Here is a 22,347-nt window from a genome sequence, read left to right as displayed (position 1 = left end):
GATATGAATACATTACTTAGCTTATCTTGGCATTTAATGGTACCGGAGTTCATCATTCTTGGAGCGGCCATCCTTCTCTCGCTTCTTGATTTATTTCTAAAGTTTGATCGTAAGTATTTAGGGCTTGGGGCGATTGGAGCGGCAGTGCTATCGCTAATCGCATTAATTACATTGTATGGTGAACCGGCTGGAGACATTTTAAGTGGTTCGTTTGTACTAGATGGATTTTCAAAAGGGTTTAAAACGTTACTATTAATTGGAGCCATCCTCGTTTTATGTATGGCGATGAGCGATGATAAAAAAGAGCCGATTCAAGATAAAGGGGAATACTATTATTTATTTTTAATGGCAGTTCTCGGTGCGATGTTTATGGCGTCTAGCGTCGACTTTATTACGCTCTTTATTGGCCTAGAGTTGTTATCACTGTCTTCGTACATTTTAGTTGGGATTCGAAAGACAAATCGTGCTTCGAATGAAGCGGCGATGAAATATGTTATTAATGGCGGAATTGGGACGGCTATTACGCTCTTTGGAATGAGTTACTTATACGGCATTACGGGGGCTACTAATATTATTGGTATGCAGGAAGTTCTCATGCAAGGTGTGGATGGCAGCATTCAACTTTTGTTATCGCTTGCTTTCTTGCTTCTGTTTGTTGGGCTGTCCTTTAAAATTGCGACGGTGCCGTTTCATATGTGGGCACCAGACGTATATGAAGGGGCCGTGACACCTGTTACAACTTTCCTCGGGACAATTTCTAAAATCGCCGGTTTTATTATGATGATAAGATTGTTCCTTATGGTATTCGGCGCTATACCTGTTCATGGAAGTGAGCAAACAGTATTTGCTAACATGAGCGTATATATTGCCGTGCTCGCTATTATTACAATGATCATTGGTAATGTAGTGGCACTCAAGCAATACAGCGTAAAGCGTCTATTCGCCTATTCTGGCATAGCACACGCTGGATATTTACTCGTTCCGCTTGTAGCGTTATCACCATTTACAATGGATAGTATGTGGTTTTATATGTTGGCATACCTGTTAATGAATATAGGAGCTTTTGCAGTCATCCACGGATTAATCTTACAAAGCGGAAAGGAAAATTTCACAATTTTCTCTGGTTTATACAAACGCTCTCCGTTTGCCTCTGCAGCGATGACCATTTTCATTCTGTCTTTGGCAGGAATTCCAGGAACAGCTGGTTTTATCGGAAAGGTTAATATTTTCTTAAGTGCCTTCACTGCTAGTCCAGCCCATTACGTGCTGGCATCAGTCATGATGGGCACAACGATTATCTCGTTTGTATATTATTTCCGTATTTTGCAGCAAATGTTCTTTCGAAAGAGTAGTGAAGAAGATCCGGTACACTTACCAATCAATTTGAAAGTCGTCATTAGTTTTTGTTTAATTGCAACTGTATTACTCGGAATTCTACCGGCAATTGGCTACAATTTCTTTTATGAATATTTTCCATTGATGAAAGATTTCTTCTTCACAGGGAACGTGGTACAATAGTGAAAACAAAAAGTGTAGAGTCATCGCTCTACGCTTTTTATTGTGGAGCAATGAGAGGGGCAAAGTGAAACTTTCGTTAGCGCGAGACCTTATCCTTCACGAATGTGATGCTCGAACAAAGTAAACTCTAATAGGTAGTGCCCTTCTTTCAGAGGGATACTTTATACTGCCTGTTTGGGCGGGAAAAAGTGTGGTTTCCATTTATATGGGATCGTTTTGCATCCTAGATGATGGTAAGCCAAACAAAAGGAGTCGATTTTTTTGGCGCAACTTTTAGGGCAACAAGCACTGATTGCGATTGTTTCGCATTTATTGTTTATTACCATTACGTGGTGGGCCTTACAAGGTATCCATATTGAACGCCTGATGAAATCTGGAAAGGTATTGCAGACGAGGATTTTACTCATTCTTGTTACGATTGCCATTGGGACATCTGTCAGCAACTTTTTTCTTGATTATTTAGGGTATTCGAAGAGTTTAACGTATTTAGTCAAGTAAGTGTATAGAACCTCATATCTCCGTTAACAATGGGGATAGGAGGGGATGAAACTTGAAAAGCTTAAAAACAATTCTTATTGTTGTCGTAAGTATTGTCGTATTCTTGGTCGGGTATAAAGAGATAAAGCCCGTAAGTGACGAAGGGAAAATGGAGAGTATGATCGCAGCTCTTGAAAAAAATGGAGCAGAGGTAGAGCAGTGGTCATGGTTAGCACGAGAAACCAGAACCATTTCTAATATACATACGTTTCAAAAATTGTTAAATGAAGTGAAAGAAAAAGCGGATATTCAAAAATGGGAATTGGAAACATCTCATGATGGATATAAAGCAACAGCATACAAAAAATTTTCTTCTTATGAAGAACGAATAGTAGTAACTTGGAGTAAGGAAAATAGTAAAGAAAACACTTTCATTATCTTTGAAGTAAGCGGGTCAAAATGGGACCCTAAAAGCATTCGGGAAATGGATAAAATTTTTAGTACAAAACCTACAATTTACACTTGTGTTCAAGGTGTACTGAGTGATAAGATTGAAGGTGTTTTGCAAAATAAAACCAATCAGGTTTTGAAAGATCTTTCAGCAAGAGCGATCGAGAAGATAGAAGAAAGAGCATTTGTGTCAGTCTCCGCATATAATAAAAAGTGGAATGACGCTCTTTCAACAAATAGAGAGAAAATCAATGTGCAAATAGCAATACGCTCTACAGACAGTAAAGATACAATTGTGGTTGGCACACCGATCATAACTTCTGAGTATTGAATAGATATTGAAAAAAGGACACGGAGGGGAATAAATTGGAAAAAATCATCGTCCGTGGCGGAAAGCGGTTGAATGGCACAGTGCGTGTTGAGGGCGCAAAAAATGCTGTATTACCTATAATCGCTGCAGCCCTATTAGCGAGTGACGGAAAGAATGTACTATCTGAAGTACCAGTTTTGTCTGATGTATACACAATTAATGAGGTATTACGTCATTTAAATGCTGAAGTCGTATTTGAAAATAACCAAGTAACAATTGATGCTTCAAAGGAGTTAAATATTGAAGCACCATTTGAATATGTACGTAAAATGCGTGCGTCCGTTCAAGTAATGGGACCACTATTAGCACGTAATGGTCGTGCTCGTATTGCACTTCCTGGTGGATGTGCAATTGGTTCACGTCCAATTGACCAACATTTAAAAGGCTTCGAAGCAATGGGAGCGAAAGTAAAAGTTGGTAATGGCTTTGTTGAAGCTTATGTAGATGGACAATTACAAGGCGCGAAAATTTACTTAGACTTCCCAAGCGTAGGTGCAACAGAAAACATTATGTCTGCTGCTACATTAGCAAAAGGGACAACAGTACTTGAAAACGCAGCAAAAGAACCAGAAATCGTTGACTTAGCTAACTTCTTAAATGCAATGGGAGCAAAAGTACGCGGAGCTGGAACTGGAACGATTCGTATCGAAGGCGTTGATAAATTATATGGTGCACACCATTCTATTATTCCTGACCGTATTGAAGCAGGAACGTTTATGGTTGCAGCAGCAATTACTGGTGGAGACATCTTAATTGAAAATGCTGTACCAGAACATTTACGTTCTATCACAGCGAAAATGGAAGAAATGGGTGTTAAGGTTATTGAGGAAAACGAAGGCGTACGTGTTATCGGCCCAAGTAAATTAAAAGCCGTTGATATTAAAACAATGCCTCATCCAGGTTTCCCAACAGACATGCAATCACAAATGATGGCATTGTTATTACATGCGGATGGAACAAGCATGATTACAGAAACGGTATTTGAAAACCGCTTCATGCATGTGGAAGAATTCCGTCGTATGAATGCAGACATCAAAATTGAAGGCCGTTCTGTTATTATGAATGGACCTAACAACTTACAAGGTGCAGAAGTAGCAGCAACTGACTTACGTGCTGCAGCGGCATTAATTCTAGCTGGTTTAGTATCAGATGGTTACACACGTGTAACAGAATTAAAACACCTTGATCGTGGATATGTAAACTTCCATGAGAAACTAGCTGCATTAGGTGCAACAATTGAACGTGTAAATGAAAAAGTAGAAGAAGTGACGAAGCAACAAGTTTCTGACCTTCACGCTTAAGTTTGAGTAGTCTCTATGTCTTTTTGACATAGAGGCTATTTTTATTGGGCTATTATTGTTATAGTCAACAAATTCCTTTTTTATGCCTGTCCACCTGAAAAATTTAGAAAATTCTTTCCTTTGAGATTGCATCCTGTCATATCAGTACTTTATATTTTCCCTTTGCAGAAGTTCCTCCCGATATGTTCTAAAAGCTTGTCACGTTCCATAAGAATGAAATGAGTCTAATTTCATAGTGGGGGAAAAAGATGAAAATTTCAAAGCCACTTTTCATTACAATGGCGCTCTTAGTGGCGCTCGTCATTATTGTACCGACCGTACTTGTTATTCCGTTTACGAAAGCGAAAGTAAGTCAGCCGCCCGAACATCCTCCAGCCATGCAAAGTGTGCCAGCTCCTAAAAAGGTAAATACTGCTGTCCAAGTTACTGTGTATCGTAATGCACAAAAGAAGGTAGAAACGATGCCGATGGAAGAGTATGTTACAGGTGTAGTAGCTTCTGAGATGAATGCTAGCTTTGAAATGGAGGCATTAAAAGCACAGGCATTGGCAGCGAGAACATTTATTGTACAGCGTATGCTAGGCGGAAGTAAGAAAAACAATGCGGATGTGACAGATACGGTTAATGATCAAGTGTACAACAGTAAAGAAGAGCTAAAGAAGACATGGGGCAAAGATTATGAGAAAAATTTGAAGAAGATTGAAGAAGCTGTGTCTAAAACAGCCGGACAAGTTTTAACCTATGATGGTAGTCCCATTACGGCGTCCTTCTTCTCAACAAGTAACGGTTATACAGAAAATGCTGCAGACTACTGGGGGAGCGACTTACCATATTTAAAAAGCGTAGACAGTCCATGGGATCAAGCTTCTCCAAAATTTGCGAGTGAGCAAACTTTTACTGTAGATGATTTTCAAAAGCGTCTTGGCGTAAAGGTGCTTGCAAATGGAAAAGTCGGTAATATTAAAGACCGTACAGAAGGAAAACGGGTGAAGGATGTAGAGTTTCAAGGAAAGGTATTAACAGGGAAAGAAGTAAGAACAAAACTGGGATTACGCTCCTCTGACTTTACATGGAAACAACAAGGAAAGAGCATTGTCGTCACAACGAAAGGTTTCGGCCATGGCGTTGGCATGAGCCAGTATGGTGCCAATGGAATGGCGAAAGAAGGAAAAGGATATACGGATATTGTTGCTCATTACTATAAAGGTATCGAAATTAAAACGCTAAACGAGTATGAAGGAAAGTTAATGGCGAAGAACTGATGCTTAAGGGTTACTGACAGTTGGGCGCTGCTCGTTTGAAAATATATCGGCGCTTTTTGGAATATATCAACCGTTCGACAAAACTTAGTGATTATTTGACAACAAAGGAGCTCATCCCAATGAGCTCCTTTTGTCATTATTTGTAGAAAACGAAAGAAATGTTAACGGCTTTTGTCTCGTTTTGTTGTGTTATAATACAGTTGTATGTGTATATATAAAATAATAACAGGGGGCATGAAATATGATGATGGATGTACCACTTCTCATTCCAGCAATGATGGAACGAGCGGAGAAATATTTTTCAAAAAAGGAAGTTGTTTCGCGCACTGCATCGCGTATTCAAATATTAACATACGGAGAGATTGCGAAGCGGACAAGACGGCTTGCTAGAGTACTAAATAAAATGGGGATTGATAGAGGGGACAAAGTTGGAACAATCGCTTGGAATCATCACCGCCATTTGGAAGCATATTTTGCAATTCCAGGAATTGGGGCGGTGTTACATACGATTAACTTACGGCTCTCCGCAGAGCATATTTCTTATATCATTAACCATGCTGAAGATAAAATCATTCTCGTTGATGAAGATATGGTTCCTGTATTAGAAAGTATTCAACACGAAATTCCTCATGTGAAAGCATTTATTATTATGACAGATGATCACGAACTACCTCACACAACACTATCACCAGTATATCATTACGACAAACTACTCGAAGAAGGCGACGAAACATTCCCATTCATAACAGACTTAGATGAAAAAGAACCTGCGGGTATGTGCTATACTTCCGCAACGACCGGAAAACCGAAAGGCGTTGTGTATACACACCGTAGTATTGCACTCCATAGTTATACGCTCGGCCTTGTGGACGGCGGGAATCTATCAGAAGTAGACACTTGTATGCCTGTCGTTCCGATGTTCCATGTAAACGCATGGGGGCTTCCGTTTGCAGGTACATGGTTCGGCACAAAGCTCGTCTTACCAGGACCACACTTTACACCGGAAATATTAGCTCAGCTTATTGAGCGTGAGAAAGTGACAATTACTGCTGGTGTACCAACAATTTGGATTGGGTTACTGCAAGAGCTTGAAAAATATCCGTATGATATTAGTAGTATTCGTACGATATGGTCAGGTGGATCAGCAGCACCAGGAAGCATGATTCGCACATATGAGGAGAAATATGGAATTGCTTTTAGGCAAATATATGGAATGACAGAAACAAGCCCAGCTGTTGTAATTAACTGTCCAAAGTCATATCAGCGCGATTTACCGAAAGAAGAATATTATGAACTACGCTCCCGCCAAGGATACTTATTCCCAGGCCTTGAAATGAAGGTAATTGGTCAAGAAGGGGAGATCAAATGGGATGGTGAAGAAATGGGAGAGCTTTGCCTGCGCGGACCGTGGATTGCGGGTAGTTATTATAACGATGAACGTACAGCAGATTCCATGCAGGATGGCTGGTTACATACAGGAGATATTGTAACTGTTGATCCAGAAGGGTTTATTAAAATTGCTGACCGTACGAAAGATTTAATTAAAAGCGGCGGTGAATGGATTTCCTCCGTTGATTTAGAGAACGCTTTAATGGCACATGACAAAGTACTAGAGGCATCTGTCGTTGCCGTGCCACATGAAAAATGGCAAGAACGCCCTGTTGCCTGCGTTGTCTTAAAAGAAGGACAAACAGTAGAACAAGAGGAGCTCTATGCATTATTAGAAGACCAGTTCCCGAAATGGTGGATGCCGGATGACATTTTATTCGTGGAAGAGATTCCAAAAACATCTGTCGGGAAATTCCTGAAAAGGGCACTTCGTGATCAGCTGAAAAGTTATATGGTGAAGCAGCAGTAATAGTTGTATGTTAAAATCAATCAAAAAGGAGCTAATTTAGCTCCTTTTTATTTTTGAGATAAATATCATAATCTTCCATTAACTGTTTGGTATAATGAGATAAAAACTCATCTGGAGGAGAAAACATGGCGTTATTGGAGTTAAAACAATTGGGTAAGACGAACCAGTTGCAGGCGATTCAGCTTGAAATTGAAAAAGGGCAATGTGTTGTGCTGCAATGTAACAATCATACGGCGAAGATTTTACACCGCATTATAATCGGTGAAGAAGAGGCATCGGCTGGAAGTGTTTTATTTGACGGGGAACCGATTCAAAAGCAAGTCTACTCGCGCATTGGTTTTTGTTTTTTAAAAGATGAGGCATATAACCGCTTAAAAGTAAAAGAATACTTCGCCTTTTTATCCGGATTGTATGACTCGAATATTAGCATAGAAGAAGTTGTCCAGTATGTTGGTTTACTAGATAAAATGAACGTCAAAATTGAAAAGCTATCATTTTCTGAAAAACGCCGTCTTCACATTGGGCGGGTCATGATTCATAATCCGGATTTAATTATTTTTGAAGAGCCAGAGCAAAATGTAGATATAGAGAGCACAATTATCATTCGAAAAGCAATTATGAAGATGAAAGAACAAGGGAAGGCCATCTTTATTACATCATCCTTTTTATCAGATGCACTTTCTTTAACAGAAGATGTGTATGTATTAAATCCAGATGGCGTTAAAAAAGTAGAAATCGAACAAGAAGAAGGGGAAGAGATAGATCAAGAAAATATCGTTCAAATGATTCCGCAAATGAAGCTCGAAAGAATCCCAGCAAAAGTGAACGATAAAATCATTTTGCTTGATCCGATGGAAATTCATTTTATTGAAACGCAAAATGGAACAACGCATATTCATGTTCGCGAAGGGGACTTTGTATGTGCGTTAACATTAAGTGAGTTAGAAGAAAGATTAAAAGGTTTTGGATTCTTTCGATGTCACCGCTCTTATCTTGTTAACTTACAGCGCGTACGAGAAGTGATTACTTGGACTCGTAATAGCTTTAGCTTAATCTTGGATGATGAACGAAAAAGCTCTATTCCACTTTCTAAAGGTCGAATGGATGAATTAAAAGGTGTCATTGGACTATAATGATGCTCCAGTAAGCGGAAAATAGGATTCATTCACCGGTAAAAAGACTCCTTTTACCGGTATTTTACTGCGTAACCCCTTTGTTTTTCATATGATTGAGCCAAGAACAGCGAACACAACAAGCCGAGGCGGCAAACGAGTCGCTGAAGCGAAATTATCTATAGAAGAAAAACAAAGGGGATGACAAAATGACATTGGCAATTGAAATGAAGGATGTAATGAAAACCTTTAATGAAAAAACAGCACTTCGAAATGTAAGTATTGAAGTAAAGCAAGGAGAAATCTTCGGGTTTCTAGGACCAAGTGGATCAGGGAAAACAACAACAGTGAAAATTTTAACTTCCCAATTGCTTCACAGTGTTGGAAAAGTGAAAGTACTAGGAAAAGATATTACAGGTCCAAACAGCATCGATTACAAACGAATTGGTATTTTAACAGATAACAGTGGTCTATATGAAAGACTTAGCATTTATGATAACTTACTATTATTTTGCGACTTATACGATTGTCCTAAAGAAAGAATTGATGAAGTACTATCCCAAGTGAACTTATTAGAAGATAAAAAAACACCAGTCAAAAAATTATCAAAAGGGATGAAGCAGCGCGTTACGCTAGCACGAGCAATTCTGCATAAACCGGATATTCTCTTCTTAGATGAACCAACATCAGCACTTGATCCAGTCAACGTCCAAAACATTCATAACATCTTAAAGGACCTAAATAGAGAAGGAACAACGATTTTCTTAACGACGCACAATATGGATGAAGCAGAAACGCTTTGTGACCGCATTGCTTTCTTATGTGGAGGGGAAATTGTAGCACTTGATACACCAGAAAATTTAAGACTTCAATACGCGAAAGACAAGATCGAAGTCGTGCTAAAGGATAAGAAAAAAGAAACAGTGAAAAAAGACGAATTAGGCGCAAAATGTATTTCTGAGTGGATGAAAAATGGTGAATTATTATCGATTCATTCTTATGAGCCAACACTAGGAGATATCTTTATTGAAGTAACTGGGAGGGGATTATAATGACATTTTCAATGAGACGTGTATCGGCGATTTTACGGAAAGAGATGCAGGATTTGAAGAATAACGCACAAATATTATTAATGGCGATTTTACCACTTGGATTGGCATTGTTTTATAAGCAAATGGGACAAGGGAAGGAGTTTATGGGAGGCTTTGTAATCGTCATGATATTATGTATGGTTACAACAATCTCACAGGCAACTCTTATTGCGGAAGAGAAGGAGAAACATACGTTACGAGTGCTTATGCTATCTCCTGCTTCTCCATTTGAAATCATTATTGGAAAAGCACTACCAATCATTGTTTTAACGTTTGTTATAAGTTTTCTTAATTTATTTATACTAGATGTTTTACAAGGGAATATGTTGTTCATGTTTCTGTTAATGTTATTAGGAACATTAGTGTTCATCATATGTGGGACAATTATCGCTCTTTTAGCTAAAAATTTAGTGCAAGTTTCTGTTATTGCATCACCGGTTGCAATGGTCTTACTCATGACTCCAATTTTAAGTAATGTTATAAAAAATGACATTTTGAAAAACATACTATCGTATTTACCGACTAATCATATTTTTGAAGCGTTCGTAAGTGTTGTGGAGGGGAAAGGCTTCTCTGCAATTGCTGCAGATCTAATCAATGTCTCTATTTGGTTAGTCATTTCAATTATTGTTTGCCTCTTCGTTTACAAAAAGAAACAACTAGACTAAAAAACTGAGCCAATCCGCTCAGTTTTTTCTTTTTTCTATCATTTCCTCGGAAATTTCGCAATTCCTATACATATTTTTACAGATTTTGTCGAAAAGTAATTAGTTATAGGTTGTATAGGATGAATGAATATTGTTCAAAATGATTGCTGAGGTGATGATAGAATGCGAGGAAGGAATAATAAAAAGTCGCAAAAGGTAGTTCATTTATTTCAAAAACGGTGGGTATTTCCGGCAATCTATATTGCATGTGCAGCGGTAATCTTGACGGTTGCTCTATGGTTCCAGGCAGCTAATCCAAAGAAAGCGCCTAATAAAGAGCAAAGTGCGCCGTATGGTCAAACGGAAAATCCAGTAGTACCAGTAACAAAGTCTTCAGAAGTTGTGAAAATGCCAGCTGCAAAGAATGTAGATGTTGTTGTGAAGAAGAAGTTTTATGAAGATGGAGCAGCAGAAGAGGAGCAAGAACAAGCACTTGTCTTTTATAACAACACATATTCTCCTAATAAAGGAATCGATGTTGCTGCGAAAAATGGAAAAGAATTCGATGTTACAGCTGCTTTAAGTGGTACAGTAACAAAAGCTGAAAAAGATTCGCTTCTCGGTTATGTCGTAACAGTGGATAACGGAAATGGTCTTGCAACATCTTATCAAAGCTTGGGCAGTGTAAAAGTAGAAAAAGGTGCAAAAGTTGCACAAGGTGAAGTATTAGGAAAATCCGGTCTAAGTGCAATGAATAAGGAAGCAGGTTCTCATGTACACTTTGAAGTTCGTAAAGATAATGTAGCTGTCAATCCAGAGCGTTACCTTAACAAACTTGCGACAGACGTAAAAGCAGAAGCAGGAGCAGCAAAAGAAACAAATGGTTCTGCTGATGAAAAAGGTAAAAAAGAAGAGAAATCAACAAGCGGTTCAGCTGATGAAAAAGGTAAAAAAGAAGAGAAATCAACAAGCGGTTCTGCTGATGAAAAAGGTAAAAAAGAAGAGAAATCAACAAGCGGTTCAGCTGACGAAAAAGGTAAAAAAGAAGAGAAATCAACAAGCGGTTCAGCTGACGAAAAAGGTAAAAAAGAAGAGAAATCAACAAATGGCGCAGCTGATGAAAAAGGTAAAAAAGAAGAAAAATCAACAAATGGTTCTACGGAATCATCTAGCGATTCTTCTTCTACACAAGAATAATAAAACGAAAAAATCAGCTCTCACTAGGGAGTTGATTTTTTTATTTTTATATAAAAATGATTCATTTCGAGAGGGAAATAGCAATAACAAGGAAATTTGACGGAATTCTCGAATATATATTAAGAAAAGGAGGGGATTACTCTGTCATTTGTATTTGTTCTGTCGATTGCCCTTATTTTGTTGTTTATTTTATTTACTTTATATTATTACATTGCCAGTAAGAAAGAAGTTCCCCACCATCAATTATTAGAAGAAGAATGTGATCATGAAGAATGACGCCTTTGACAAGAGGCGTCATTCTTTGGTTTTTGTAGGGCAATCCATCAAGTGAAAATTGTCATTGTTAACGTATTTCTCACACGAATTTGTAATTTTTCTTAACTTAGTCCGTAAAAATACCGAACTTGTAGCATATATCAGTAGTGCGGGCAATACAATGATATAAACCAATGCAAAGAGAGTGTTTGAGGTGAGAAATCGTGGGTCATTTCATTATAAATTCCAGAATGTTTAAAGTTTACAAACAGCACTCAAATTTACTTCTTAGTCATATGCAGCGAGTCTCATTTCACACTTCTCACATCCAATTTAGGGAGGCGAGTGGTGTGCACGATTACATCAAAGAGAGAACTATCAAGATTGGCAAGTATATCGTGGAGACAAGAAAAACAGTTCGTGTGATTGCAAAAGAATTTGGGGTATCAAAGAGTACAGTCCATAAAGATTTAACAGAACGTTTACCAGAGATTAATCCAGAGCTCGCAAATGAAGTGAAAGAAATTCTTGATTATCATAAGTCGATTCGCCACCTAAGAGGCGGGGAAGCGACGAAGCAGAAGTACCGAAAAGAAGATACAGAAAGAATCGTGCAGCAATAATTCATTATACGGCAAACATTCCTTGGTCATGACGGAACATTTTTCAGAAGAATTATCTTTTCAAATATTACGTTTTCGTTAAATTTATGATAAAATCAGAAATTAGGTGTAAAAGAATTCGGGTACAACCTGATTTTGAATATCAAGGAGGAAAACACAGGAATGTTTGCGAGAGATATCGGAATTGACCTAGGCACAGCTAACGTATTAATTCATGTAAAGGGTAAAGGGATCGTTTTAAACGAACCGTCTGTTGTAGCAATTGATCGCAATACTGGAAGAGTATTAGCGGTAGGTGAAGAAGCAAGAAGTATGGTAGGACGTACACCTGGTAATATTGTAGCGATTCGTCCGCTTAAAGATGGTGTAATTGCAGATTTCGAAATTACAGAAGCAATGTTAAAGCATTTTATTAACAAGCTGGACGTGAAGAGCTTCTTTTCAAAACCTCGCATTTTAATTTGTTGTCCAACAAACATTACATCTGTAGAACAAAAAGCAATTCGTGAAGCTGCTGAACGCTCAGGTGGTAAAACAGTATTCTTAGAAGAAGAACCAAAAGTAGCTGCTGTTGGTGCCGGTATGGAAATCTTCCAACCGAGCGGAAATATGGTTGTTGATATCGGTGGAGGTACAACAGATATTGCCGTGCTTTCAATGGGTGATATTGTTACCTCCTCCTCTATCAAAATGGCTGGCGACAAGTTTGATATGGAGATCTTAAACTATATTAAACGTAAGTATAAGCTATTAATCGGAGAACGCACATCAGAAGATATTAAAATTAAAGTCGGTACAGTATTCCCAGGTGCACGTAGTGAAGAACTTGAAATTCGCGGACGTGACATGGTAACGGGCTTACCACGTACAATCACAGTATGTTCAGAAGAGGTTACAGAAGCATTAAAAGAAAATGCGGCTGTCATTGTACAAGCTGCAAAAGGTGTATTAGAGCGTACACCACCAGAACTATCTGCAGACATCATTGACCGCGGTGTGATCTTAACGGGCGGAGGCGCATTATTACATGGTATCGACATGCTTCTAGCAGAAGAATTAAAAGTACCAGTACTAATCGCTGAAAACCCAATGCACTGTGTTGCTGTTGGTACAGGCATTATGTTAGAGAATATTGATAAATTGCCACGTCGTATGTTGAAATAGTCATATAAAGGGTAGTAAAAAGTGCGAAGGAACTAGTTCCTTCGCACTTTTTTTGTAAATAAAAGAAAGTAAGAGGAGGTTTGTAACACCAATTAAGAAAGCGTTTTCTTGTGCCGGATGTGACAATAGTTGTTAGGTTATTGTCATAGTTTGTAAATAAAAATTATGTTATAATCATCTTTGTGAATTTCGTGTGAACTCAATGTAAAATCTATGTAAATTTGTTTTGGATTTACATTGGTGAATTTGAGTCGTTCTTACCATTCATAGGCGTAGGAGAAGCTCTAATTTAAATATACTTCTAAACTAAATAATTATAAAATAATAACATTTCACAGGGGGCACGATCATGAAAAAGGTTATTACATATGGAACTTTCGATTTATTGCACTGGGGACATATTAACTTATTGAAGAGAGCGAAAGATTTAGGAGATTATTTAATTGTCGCCGTTTCTTCAGATGAATTTAACAAATTAAAAAATAAAAAATCTTATCATAGCTATGAGAATCGTAAAATGATTCTAGAAGCGGTTCGGTATGTGGATGAAGTAATTCCTGAACATAATTGGGAGCAGAAAGCAAAAGATGTTGTTAATCATGATGTAGATATTTTTGTTATGGGTGATGATTGGGAAGGGGAATTTGATGAATTAGATGAATACTGTGAAGTTGTATATTTACCACGTACAGCTGGAATTTCTACTACAAAAATAAAAAAGGAACTAGTGCAAGTTGCTAGATAAACTTAGATGATTAGAGAAATTAGCGTAGAAATATATCTTATTTTATTTAAAATTTTACATAGCATCATGAAAATTTTCCCAGTAAAAAGAAAAGTAACTTTCATTATGTCTTATGGAGAAAATCTCATTTTTATTTATGATGAAATGAAACGGAAAAAAATTGATTGTGAGGTAATTTTCTTATATAAATCTACATGTAAATATGAAGTGGATAGCTACTCGAATGTGAAGTCTTTTAAATTTGAAACGAAAAATATCCTTCATACAATTAAATCAATCTATCATTTGTCTACTTCCCAATATGTTATTATTGATAATTATTTCGGATCATTAGCGAAAGTTAAATTTAAAAAGGGGGTGCAATGTATTCAAATTTGGCACGCAGCAGGTGCTATAAAAAAATTTGGATTGTTGGCACCTTCTTTTAATAAAAGGAGCCTACGAGCTCAAAAGCGCTTTCTTGATGTTTATAGAAATTTTCATAAGATTGTTGTAGGTTCGGATGCTCTTGCAAGCATTTATAAGGATGCTTTTGGGTTATCGGACGACAGGATATTAAAAACAGGTATTCCGAGAACCGATTTGTTTTTTTATGAACAGCGCAAGAGAGAAATTAAAGACAATATTCTATTAATAAATCCGACTTTAAAAAGTAAGAAGATCATTTTATATGCTCCAACCTTTAGAGATAAAGAGTTATTAGATTTTGATTTGCATTTGGATATGGAAGCTATGTATAAAGCACTAAAAGATGAGTATATCGTTTTAATCAAGCTCCATCCGGCAGTAAGAAATAAGTTGGAGTATAAGGATAAGTATACAGGATTTTTATATGATTATTCGCTGTATCCCAATATAAATGATCTATTTTTAGTAACAGATATTTTGGTAACAGATTATTCATCTGTTCCTTTTGAGTTCTGTCTTTTAAATAAGCCAATGGTCTTTTTCTCATATGATTTGAAGAAGTATACGAAAAAAAGAGGAATTATTGGAGATTACACAACCACTGTTCCAGGATCAATTGTGTACAATACCAGTGAATTAATCCAGGTTATTAAAAGCAATTCGTTTGATATGGAAGTCTTAAAAGGTTTTAAGTTGAAGTGGAATAAATATTCTCAAGGGAATTCAAGTGAAAAATTAGTTAACTATTTATTTAATCGTGAAGTGTAATTGGTAAATATCTATTTAAAAGTTAATGTGCTAGGCTTTTTGATGTCCGTTCAATTGGAGAAGTCGTTAAGATATTAATATTTATAAAGGGAGTTAATTTAATGGTTTTACCTAAATTAAGTATAGTAGTACCTATTTACAACGTAGAAGGTTATTTAGAAGAGTGCCTTGATTCACTATTGGAGCAAGCATATAACAATTATGAAGTAATTATGGTTGATGATGGTTCACAAGATAATAGCTCTGATATTATGTTTCAGTATGCTGATAAGTATGAAAACTTTCATGCGTTTAAAAAATCTAATGGTGGCCTAGGGAAAGCTAGAAACTTCGGGTATGAATTTATTACAGGGGATTATGTTACATTTGTTGATTCAGATGACATTATTCCTACGGGCTCATATAAAGCCATGATGAATACAGTTTTACAAACTGGTTCGGATTTTATCATAGGAAATGTTATAAGATTCAACTCTACAAAAGAATTTCCATCTGTATTACATAAAAAAGTATTTAGTGAAAATAAGCTAAAAACACATATTACTGAGTCGCCAGAATTACTGTACGATACAACTGCATGGAACAAAATCTATAAAGTTAGTTTCTGGGAAGAACATGAATTTCAATTTCCAGAAGGAATGTTATATGAGGATATTCCGGTAACAATTCCAGCGCATTTTAAAGCAAAAAGTGTAGATGTATTAACAAGTATTGTATATAAATGGAGAGCGCGGGATGCTGGTGATCAATCTATTACACAGCAAAGAACAGATATTAATAATTTAACAGATCGTTTGAAAGCCTTAGGAATGGTAGATCAACATTTTAGTGAAAATAATATTGATGGACTAGTAAAGGAAGAAAAAGATTTTAAATATCTTAGTATTGATTTACTAGTATACCTTAACCAACTTGATAGAGCTGATGAAGAGTATATAGACACGTATTTTAAGAGTGTATCGGAGTATCTGAAAAATGTAGATATGTCAGTTTTTAAGAGATTAAAAGTTATTGATCGGTTAAAGTATCAGCTGGTGCAAAATAATGAGAAACAAAAGTTATTACAGTTATTAGAGTTTCAAAAAACTGAATTGAAAAATTCTAAACCAATTAAAAAGAATGATGTTTATGTTGCCGATTACCCGTATATTGATCAATTACCAATGGAATTAAGAATATTGGAGGAAGAATTTGAGACAGTTAAAAGAGTAGAAAGTGCAAGTTGGAACGGAAATTGTCTAGAGGTTAAAGGTTATGCTTATATCAAAAATTTAAATGTGAAAAGAAAATCTGATGCTGAGATCAGTGTCTTCATTAGTGATGAGCAAGGCTCGATTAGAATTCCGGTGAAAGATGTAACAATTCATAAACGAACAGACATTACAGCCAAAATGGGTATAGCTATAAGTTCAAAGATTCCTTTAAAAAGAGCATTTAACTACAACTGGTCAGGATTTGAAATTAAAATCAACTTTGATGATATTATAAAATCTTACGAGTTAACAAATGATAAATATTATATTTTCTATTCTATTAAAAACGATGGAGTTGAGAGAACAGTTAGATTAGGACAACCAGTTGCTGGTTTAAAAACAAAGCCTAAGTACAGGGTTTTTGATGGGAATATTATTTATCCAAAGTATAATGCTGCATGGGATATTCGCTTAGAAGTGAATCAAACAAAATCGACAGTGAAAAAAATATATAGAAATAAGAAGCATTTAATCTTTGAAGGAAATACTTTATTCTCATTTGAAAACTCAAAGCTATTACTTATTAATTATGAGCTAAGAAAGTCTATTATAAAACCTTTACAAAAAACAGATAATACAAATGCATTTATGGCAAAAATAGAGGTATCTAAGTTAAGCAAGGTAAAAGACCGTGGGGAATGGTTTGGACATATTGTTGAAAATGGAGAGAAAAATCCTTTAACTCTTATGCCAATTCAATTCAATGAAATTAGTAGTATTGGTGTAAATGAAGTAGAAATTGATCACAGCTCAGCAGGGAACTTGCTAGTTAGACTGGATAAATTCTTCCCTAAAGTAGAAACATTAAAAATTGTTAATAACAGAGTTGAGCTGAGCATTAAAGTTGCAAACAATTTTTATCTTGGCATTGACAGGGAAAATATTGAACACAATTTAATGATTGAAAAAATGAATGGACAAGAACAGATAAATATGAAAATGAGTAAGTCTGAAATCAATAAGGGACATACACTTTTATATTTTGAATTTCCATTATATAAAGACAAGGTATCTATGTTTGAAAGTGGACGTTGGCAGTTAAAGTTAAAGACAACTGGACAAAAGAATTTAGAAAGTAGAATAGAATTTAAGAAAGAAAATATGGATAGTGTTCGAACAATTTTTCAAGATTATAAATATGTAATTTACCGTTCAAAGAATACTAATCTTTTAACATTGAGAGTGGAACCTGAGTGGAAGTGGATTGAAAGGGGTCCAAGAAGGCAAGAGGTAATTAGAAAAGTGCTATATCCTTTAATGAGATTATTACCTTTGAAAAAGAAAGATGTAGTATTTGAATCTTATTGGGGCAAAAATTTCGAATGTAATCCAAGAGCTGTCTATGAGTATATTGATGAATATAAAAAAGACTACAAAACAGTTTGGTTTTTAAGAGATCATCATACAAATGTACCAGGAAACGCAGAAACAGTTAGAATTAATTCGTTAAAGTATTATTATCATTTGGCAACAGCTAAACATTTTGTAAACAATGTAAACTTCCCTGATTTTTATGAAAAGCGTAAAAATGTAACTGAAATTCAGACGATGCATGGAACACCGTTAAAAACTTTAGGTTTAGATGCACCAGGAGAAGTCGTTGGTGAAGTTCAGAAGGAGAAGTTTTTAAGAAGATGTCACCGTTGGGATTATTTATCAGTTCCAAGTGATTATGTTTCTGATATTGCCAAAAGCGCATATGATTTCAATAATAAGTTTTTAAAAGTTGGTTATCCGAGAAATGATAAATTATTTAGCGATAATAATAAAGAGAGTATTAATAAAATCAAAGAAAAGATGGGTATACCTGTAGATAAAAAAGTGATTGTTTACGTTCCAACATGGAGAACAAAGGGTAAATTTAGAATGCCTATAAATCTGAATCAACTAAAACAAAATTTTGGTGATGAGTATATATTTATTGTTAAGCTACATCATTTTTCGAAAAAAGGATTCTCATTAAGTGAGTACGAAGGTTTTGCTTACGATTATAGTCATTATGATGATATTCGAGATATGTATTTAATAGCTGATATTTTGATTACTGACTATTCATCAGTTATGTTTGATTATTCATTATTAAATAAACCAATGCTATTTTACACGTACGATTATGATAATTATAAAAATAAATTACGAGGTATGTATGTTGACTTTGAAGAAGAGGCACCAGGTCCACTTATCGAAGATACAGAGACACTTGTAAAAGAAATTCAGGATATTGCTACATTCTCAAAAAAGTATCAAGAGAGAATCATACGTTTTCAAGAAAAATATAATCAATTTGATGATGGAAGAGCATCTGAAAAAATTGTTAACGAATTGTTTTAAAATTGGCTTGAAAGTTGAATATAGGGAGTCTAAGAAATAATCTAAGACTTTAGGGCAGAGGAACATTTATATTATGATTTGAAGAAAGTATATATTCAATCTTTATATACAGTGTTAGCCAATAAGGTGGCATACATGTTAGATAATCTACAACTAACTATTGAAATGGATAAAATTATGAAGCTCATGGGAATGAATTAAATCTTTTTTTTCAGAAGCTTACAGTGAAAAGTGGATTGTGCTATTTAATAAATTTAAAAAACAATAATGGATTAAGATTTACTTATTTCCAGTTTTAGTTTGTGAAAAATAAGATTTATAACTCAGTTATTATATTTTAAGTAAAAGAACTCAAAGCTAAGTGAACTATATTTATGTCACTTAGCTTCTTATGTAAATAATAACGCTTTTAACGCTGTTAAGATGGCGAGGGAGGATTATTTTGAAACAGATTACAGTCATAGGTGCAGGAAGCTGGGGAACAGCGTTATCTATGGTTCTTGCGGATAACGGACATGAAGTAAGGATTTGGGGGAATAAGGCGGAACAAATCCATGAAATTAATGAGAAGCATACGAATGAAGCATATTTACCGGGGATTCAACTTTCTAAAACAATAAAAGGATACGAGTCTCTAGAGGAAGTAATGGATGGGATAGATACGGTACTATTAGTTGTTCCAACGAAAGCGATTCGTAGTGTAATACAACAACTAAAGGAAGTTGTAAAACAACCGATAACAATTATCCATGCAAGTAAAGGAATTGAACCAGGATCATTTAAACGTATCTCAGAAATGATTGAAGAAGAGATGCCGAAAGAGTTAATAGAAAGTGTTGTTGTTCTTTCAGGGCCAAGCCATGCAGAAGAGGTAAGTCTTCGTCATCCTACTACTGTAACTGCTGCGTCATATCATCTACAGGCTGCAGAAAAAACACAAAAGCTATTTATGAATACAAATTTCCGTGTTTATACAAATCGAGATGTGATTGGTGTTGAATTAGGCGGGGCACTAAAGAATATTATTGCCCTTGGCGCAGGAATCTCAGATGGTCTTGGTTACGGAGATAACGCAAAAGCAGCGTTAATTTCCAGGGGACTAACGGAAATTACACGATTAGGGTGTGAGATGGGAGCAAATCCGCTTACTTTTGCGGGATTAACAGGTGTCGGTGATTTAATTGTGACTTGTACAAGTGTTCATAGTCGAAATTGGCGAGCTGGAAATTTACTTGGTAAGGGTCATAATTTAGAAGAAGTATTAGGGAATATGGGCATGGTGGTAGAAGGTGTTCGTACAGCTGAGGCAGCATATCATTTAGCTGAAAAAATGAGTATTGAAATGCCGATTACGATTGCGATATATAATGTTTTATTTAATGGAAAAAATGCAAAAGAAGAGGTAGACGCATTAATGGGAAGAACGGGAAAAGGCGAGGTTTCGCGTTAATGTATCGTAAGTATGAAGCGACTGAATTAGAAGGTGTGTAAATAACATGGGATTTATAAGAAGAATAAAAAATCACCGTATTGTAAAAAAACTATGTAAGGCAGTATTTCTTTTCTGTAGTTGTTTGCCTCCAAAAAGGAAGTTAATTTTATTTGAGAGTTATTCCGGAAAACAATATAGTTGTAATCCACGAGCTATGTATGAATACATGTTACAAAATGACATGGACTTTCAAATGGTTTGGAGTGTAAATAAAAATTACACAGCGCAGTTTGATAAAGAAAATATCCCATATGTAAAAAGATTTTCAATTCGTTGGTTTATTTTATTGGCACGTGCGCAGTATTGGATAACAAATAGTAGAATGCCACTTTGGCTTCCTAAGCCAAGGCATACTATTTATATACAAACTTGGCACGGTACACCTCTTAAGAAATTAGCGGGTGATATGAAAGAAGTTCATATGCCAGGTACAACAACTGAAAAGTATAAGGACAACTTTCATCGTGAAGCACAAAACTGGGATTATTTACTTTCCCCTAATGTATATTCGACTGAAATATTTAAGAGGGCTTTTCAATTTCAAAAAACTGTTGTTGAAGCAGGATATCCTCGTAACGATTTCTTATATGTAAATAATAATTCTAAGGCAATCGATACATTAAAGAAACAGAATGGATTACCTATAGATAAAAAAATTATTTTATATGCCCCAACGTGGCGAGACGATCAGTTTTATAGTAAAGGTCGATATAAATTAGATTTACAATTAGATTTAAATCTTTTGCAGAAACAATTAGGTTCAGATTATATCATTTTGTTACGCATGCACTACTTAGTTGCAGAACAGTTTGATTTAGAACCGTATAAAGGGTTTGTGTATGATTTCTCTAAGCATGTCGATATAAATGAGCTGTATTTACTATCTGACTTGTTAATTACAGATTACTCTTCAGTCTTTTTTGACTATGCGAATTTGAAACGACCAATCATTTTCTACACGTATGATATTGACTCGTATCGTGATAAGTTAAGAGGTTTTTATTTTGACTTAGAGACAGAAGCTCCTGGTCCAGTTGTGATGAATACGGAAGAAGTGCTTGAGGAAATATTAAGATTCGAAACTCTAGGTTTAGGTGAATTTGCAGGGAAATATAATACCTTCTATAATAATTATTGTTATTTAGAAGATGGTTTTGCTTCTAAACGAGTAGTAGAGAAAATATTCTTCGGAGAGGCACAGTAAAGATGAACTCAATGATTATGGTATTAAAAGAACAGGTAAACAGTCTATATTTAATTCAACGTTTATCTATTTATCAAGTAAAAAGTGCAAATAATAATAATTATTTAGGACTTGTGTGGGAAGTTTTGAATCCTCTCATACAGATAAGTATTTATTGGTTTGTATTCGGCTTTGGGATTCGGGGTGGTCAAGGAGTAAATGGAGTACCATTTGTTTATTGGTTATCTGCAGGGCTTGTTGTATGGTTTTTTGTACAACCAGCAATGCTACAAGCATCTAAGTCTATTTATACAAGGTTAAACATGATTTCGAAGATGAGTTTTCCAATGAGTGTTATCCCAAGCTTTGTAATTATGTCTAATCTTTATCAGCATTTGATACTTATCGGTATTGTGACAATTTTATTTTTAGTAACGGGTCAAGGTATTTCTATTCATTATATTCAGCTTGTTTATTATATGTTTGCTACCCTTATGTTAATATTTTCACTCTCCTTAATTACGTCAACGTTAGCAACAATTGTGAGAGATGTTCAAATGATTGTTCAATCAATTATGCGAATGTTGCTATACTTAACGCCTATATTATGGACACCTGAAAAATTACCATCGTTTCTTCAAAAAATTATGCAGTTAAATCCATTTTGCTATATTGTAGATGGATATCGTGCTTCTTTACTAGGAACAAGCTGGTTTTATCAAGATCTAAATTATACATTATATTTTTGGTCGTTTGTCCTTGTTACGTTGTTAATTGGTGCAACGCTACATGTGAAATTTAGAAAGCACTTTGCAGATTATCTATGATGAGGGTTGTAAAAA

Annotated in this window: 19 protein-coding genes; all 19 read left to right on the top strand. The window is 35.6% G+C overall.

The genetic code is table 11. The features are described 5' to 3' along the window. The first annotated feature begins 3 nt into the window (after positions 1–3). The 19 genes from nuoN (at position 4) to BPMYX0001_RS22955 (ending at position 22,332) form a co-directional block, all read left to right on the top strand. The gene (gene nuoN / locus BPMYX0001_RS23045; protein WP_033799730.1) at positions 4–1,518 is read left to right on the top strand and encodes an NADH-quinone oxidoreductase subunit NuoN; all 1,515 of its coding nucleotides are present in this window, start codon (positions 4–6) and stop codon (positions 1,516–1,518) included. 261 nt (positions 1,519–1,779) lie between these two features. Next, positions 1,780–2,016 (top strand): DUF1146 family protein, encoded by a 237-nt coding sequence (locus BPMYX0001_RS23040; RefSeq protein WP_003202077.1) that lies wholly within the window; start codon positions 1,780–1,782, stop codon positions 2,014–2,016. 52 nt (positions 2,017–2,068) lie between these two features. Then, positions 2,069–2,776: a YwmB family TATA-box binding protein gene (locus tag BPMYX0001_RS23035; RefSeq protein ID WP_006096643.1), complete on the top strand. Its 708-nt coding sequence runs from the start codon at positions 2,069–2,071 to the stop codon at positions 2,774–2,776. A gap of 35 nt (positions 2,777–2,811) precedes the next feature. Further along, on the top strand, positions 2,812–4,116 hold the full coding sequence (gene murA, locus BPMYX0001_RS23030) for a UDP-N-acetylglucosamine 1-carboxyvinyltransferase (RefSeq protein WP_003209210.1): 1,305 nt from the start codon (positions 2,812–2,814) through the stop codon (positions 4,114–4,116). A 248-nt stretch (positions 4,117–4,364) separates the two neighbouring features. Next, complete coding sequence (spoIID, locus tag BPMYX0001_RS23025) at positions 4,365–5,378, top strand: stage II sporulation protein D (RefSeq protein WP_006096642.1); 1,014 nt, start codon at positions 4,365–4,367, stop codon at positions 5,376–5,378. Positions 5,379–5,619: 241 nt separating this feature from the next. Further along, positions 5,620–7,236: a long-chain fatty acid--CoA ligase gene (locus BPMYX0001_RS23020; protein WP_006096641.1), complete on the top strand. Its 1,617-nt coding sequence runs from the start codon at positions 5,620–5,622 to the stop codon at positions 7,234–7,236. A 125-nt stretch (positions 7,237–7,361) separates the two neighbouring features. Beyond that, positions 7,362–8,369 carry a LytTR family transcriptional regulator DNA-binding domain-containing protein gene (locus BPMYX0001_RS23015; protein ID WP_003202086.1) on the top strand — a complete coding sequence of 336 codons (1,008 nt, stop codon included), beginning with the start codon at positions 7,362–7,364 and terminating at the stop codon, positions 8,367–8,369. Between the two features lie 188 nt (positions 8,370–8,557). Then, on the top strand, positions 8,558–9,400 hold the full coding sequence (locus tag BPMYX0001_RS23010; protein ID WP_006096640.1) for an ABC transporter ATP-binding protein: 843 nt from the start codon (positions 8,558–8,560) through the stop codon (positions 9,398–9,400). Next, positions 9,400–10,107 carry an ABC transporter permease gene (locus BPMYX0001_RS23005; protein ID WP_006096639.1) on the top strand — a complete coding sequence of 236 codons (708 nt, stop codon included), beginning with the start codon at positions 9,400–9,402 and terminating at the stop codon, positions 10,105–10,107. Before BPMYX0001_RS23010 ends, BPMYX0001_RS23005 begins: the two co-directional genes overlap by 1 nt. 162 nt (positions 10,108–10,269) lie before the next feature. Next, positions 10,270–11,283, top strand: a complete 1,014-nt coding sequence (spoIIQ, locus tag BPMYX0001_RS23000; RefSeq protein ID WP_006096638.1) for a stage II sporulation protein SpoIIQ — start codon at positions 10,270–10,272, stop codon at positions 11,281–11,283. 141 nt (positions 11,284–11,424) lie between these two features. Further along, the gene (locus BPMYX0001_RS31400; protein ID WP_042511388.1) at positions 11,425–11,559 is read left to right on the top strand and encodes a hypothetical protein; all 135 of its coding nucleotides are present in this window, start codon (positions 11,425–11,427) and stop codon (positions 11,557–11,559) included. A 329-nt stretch (positions 11,560–11,888) separates the two neighbouring features. Further along, positions 11,889–12,161, top strand: a complete 273-nt coding sequence (gene spoIIID / locus BPMYX0001_RS22995) for a sporulation transcriptional regulator SpoIIID (RefSeq protein WP_018781193.1) — start codon at positions 11,889–11,891, stop codon at positions 12,159–12,161. Positions 12,162–12,323: 162 nt separating this feature from the next. Further along, positions 12,324–13,325, top strand: a complete 1,002-nt coding sequence (gene mreB, locus BPMYX0001_RS22990; RefSeq protein WP_003202097.1) for a rod shape-determining protein — start codon at positions 12,324–12,326, stop codon at positions 13,323–13,325. Positions 13,326–13,674: 349 nt separating this feature from the next. Continuing rightward, positions 13,675–14,070: a glycerol-3-phosphate cytidylyltransferase gene (gene tagD / locus BPMYX0001_RS22985; protein WP_006096636.1), complete on the top strand. Its 396-nt coding sequence runs from the start codon at positions 13,675–13,677 to the stop codon at positions 14,068–14,070. Between the two features lie 6 nt (positions 14,071–14,076). Further along, positions 14,077–15,246: a CDP-glycerol glycerophosphotransferase family protein gene (locus tag BPMYX0001_RS22980; protein ID WP_006096635.1), complete on the top strand. Its 1,170-nt coding sequence runs from the start codon at positions 14,077–14,079 to the stop codon at positions 15,244–15,246. Between the two features lie 101 nt (positions 15,247–15,347). Continuing rightward, the gene (locus BPMYX0001_RS29940) at positions 15,348–18,830 is read left to right on the top strand and encodes a bifunctional glycosyltransferase/CDP-glycerol:glycerophosphate glycerophosphotransferase (protein WP_006096634.1); all 3,483 of its coding nucleotides are present in this window, start codon (positions 15,348–15,350) and stop codon (positions 18,828–18,830) included. Between the two features lie 442 nt (positions 18,831–19,272). Next, a complete protein-coding gene (locus BPMYX0001_RS22965; RefSeq protein ID WP_006096632.1) occupies positions 19,273–20,280 on the top strand; it encodes an NAD(P)H-dependent glycerol-3-phosphate dehydrogenase in 1,008 nt (335 codons plus the stop codon). Between the two features lie 46 nt (positions 20,281–20,326). Further along, the gene (locus BPMYX0001_RS22960) at positions 20,327–21,526 is read left to right on the top strand and encodes a CDP-glycerol glycerophosphotransferase family protein (protein ID WP_033799256.1); all 1,200 of its coding nucleotides are present in this window, start codon (positions 20,327–20,329) and stop codon (positions 21,524–21,526) included. A 2-nt stretch (positions 21,527–21,528) separates the two neighbouring features. Then, complete coding sequence (locus BPMYX0001_RS22955) at positions 21,529–22,332, top strand: ABC transporter permease (RefSeq protein ID WP_033799255.1); 804 nt, start codon at positions 21,529–21,531, stop codon at positions 22,330–22,332. The last annotated feature ends 15 nt before the right edge of the window (positions 22,333–22,347 follow it).

Source organism: Bacillus pseudomycoides DSM 12442 (genome assembly GCF_000161455.1).
Lineage (GTDB): Bacteria > Bacillota > Bacilli > Bacillales > Bacillaceae_G > Bacillus_A > Bacillus_A pseudomycoides.
The sequence above is the reverse complement of the archived record's forward strand: the minus strand, read 5'-3'. Positions and strand labels throughout refer to the sequence as shown.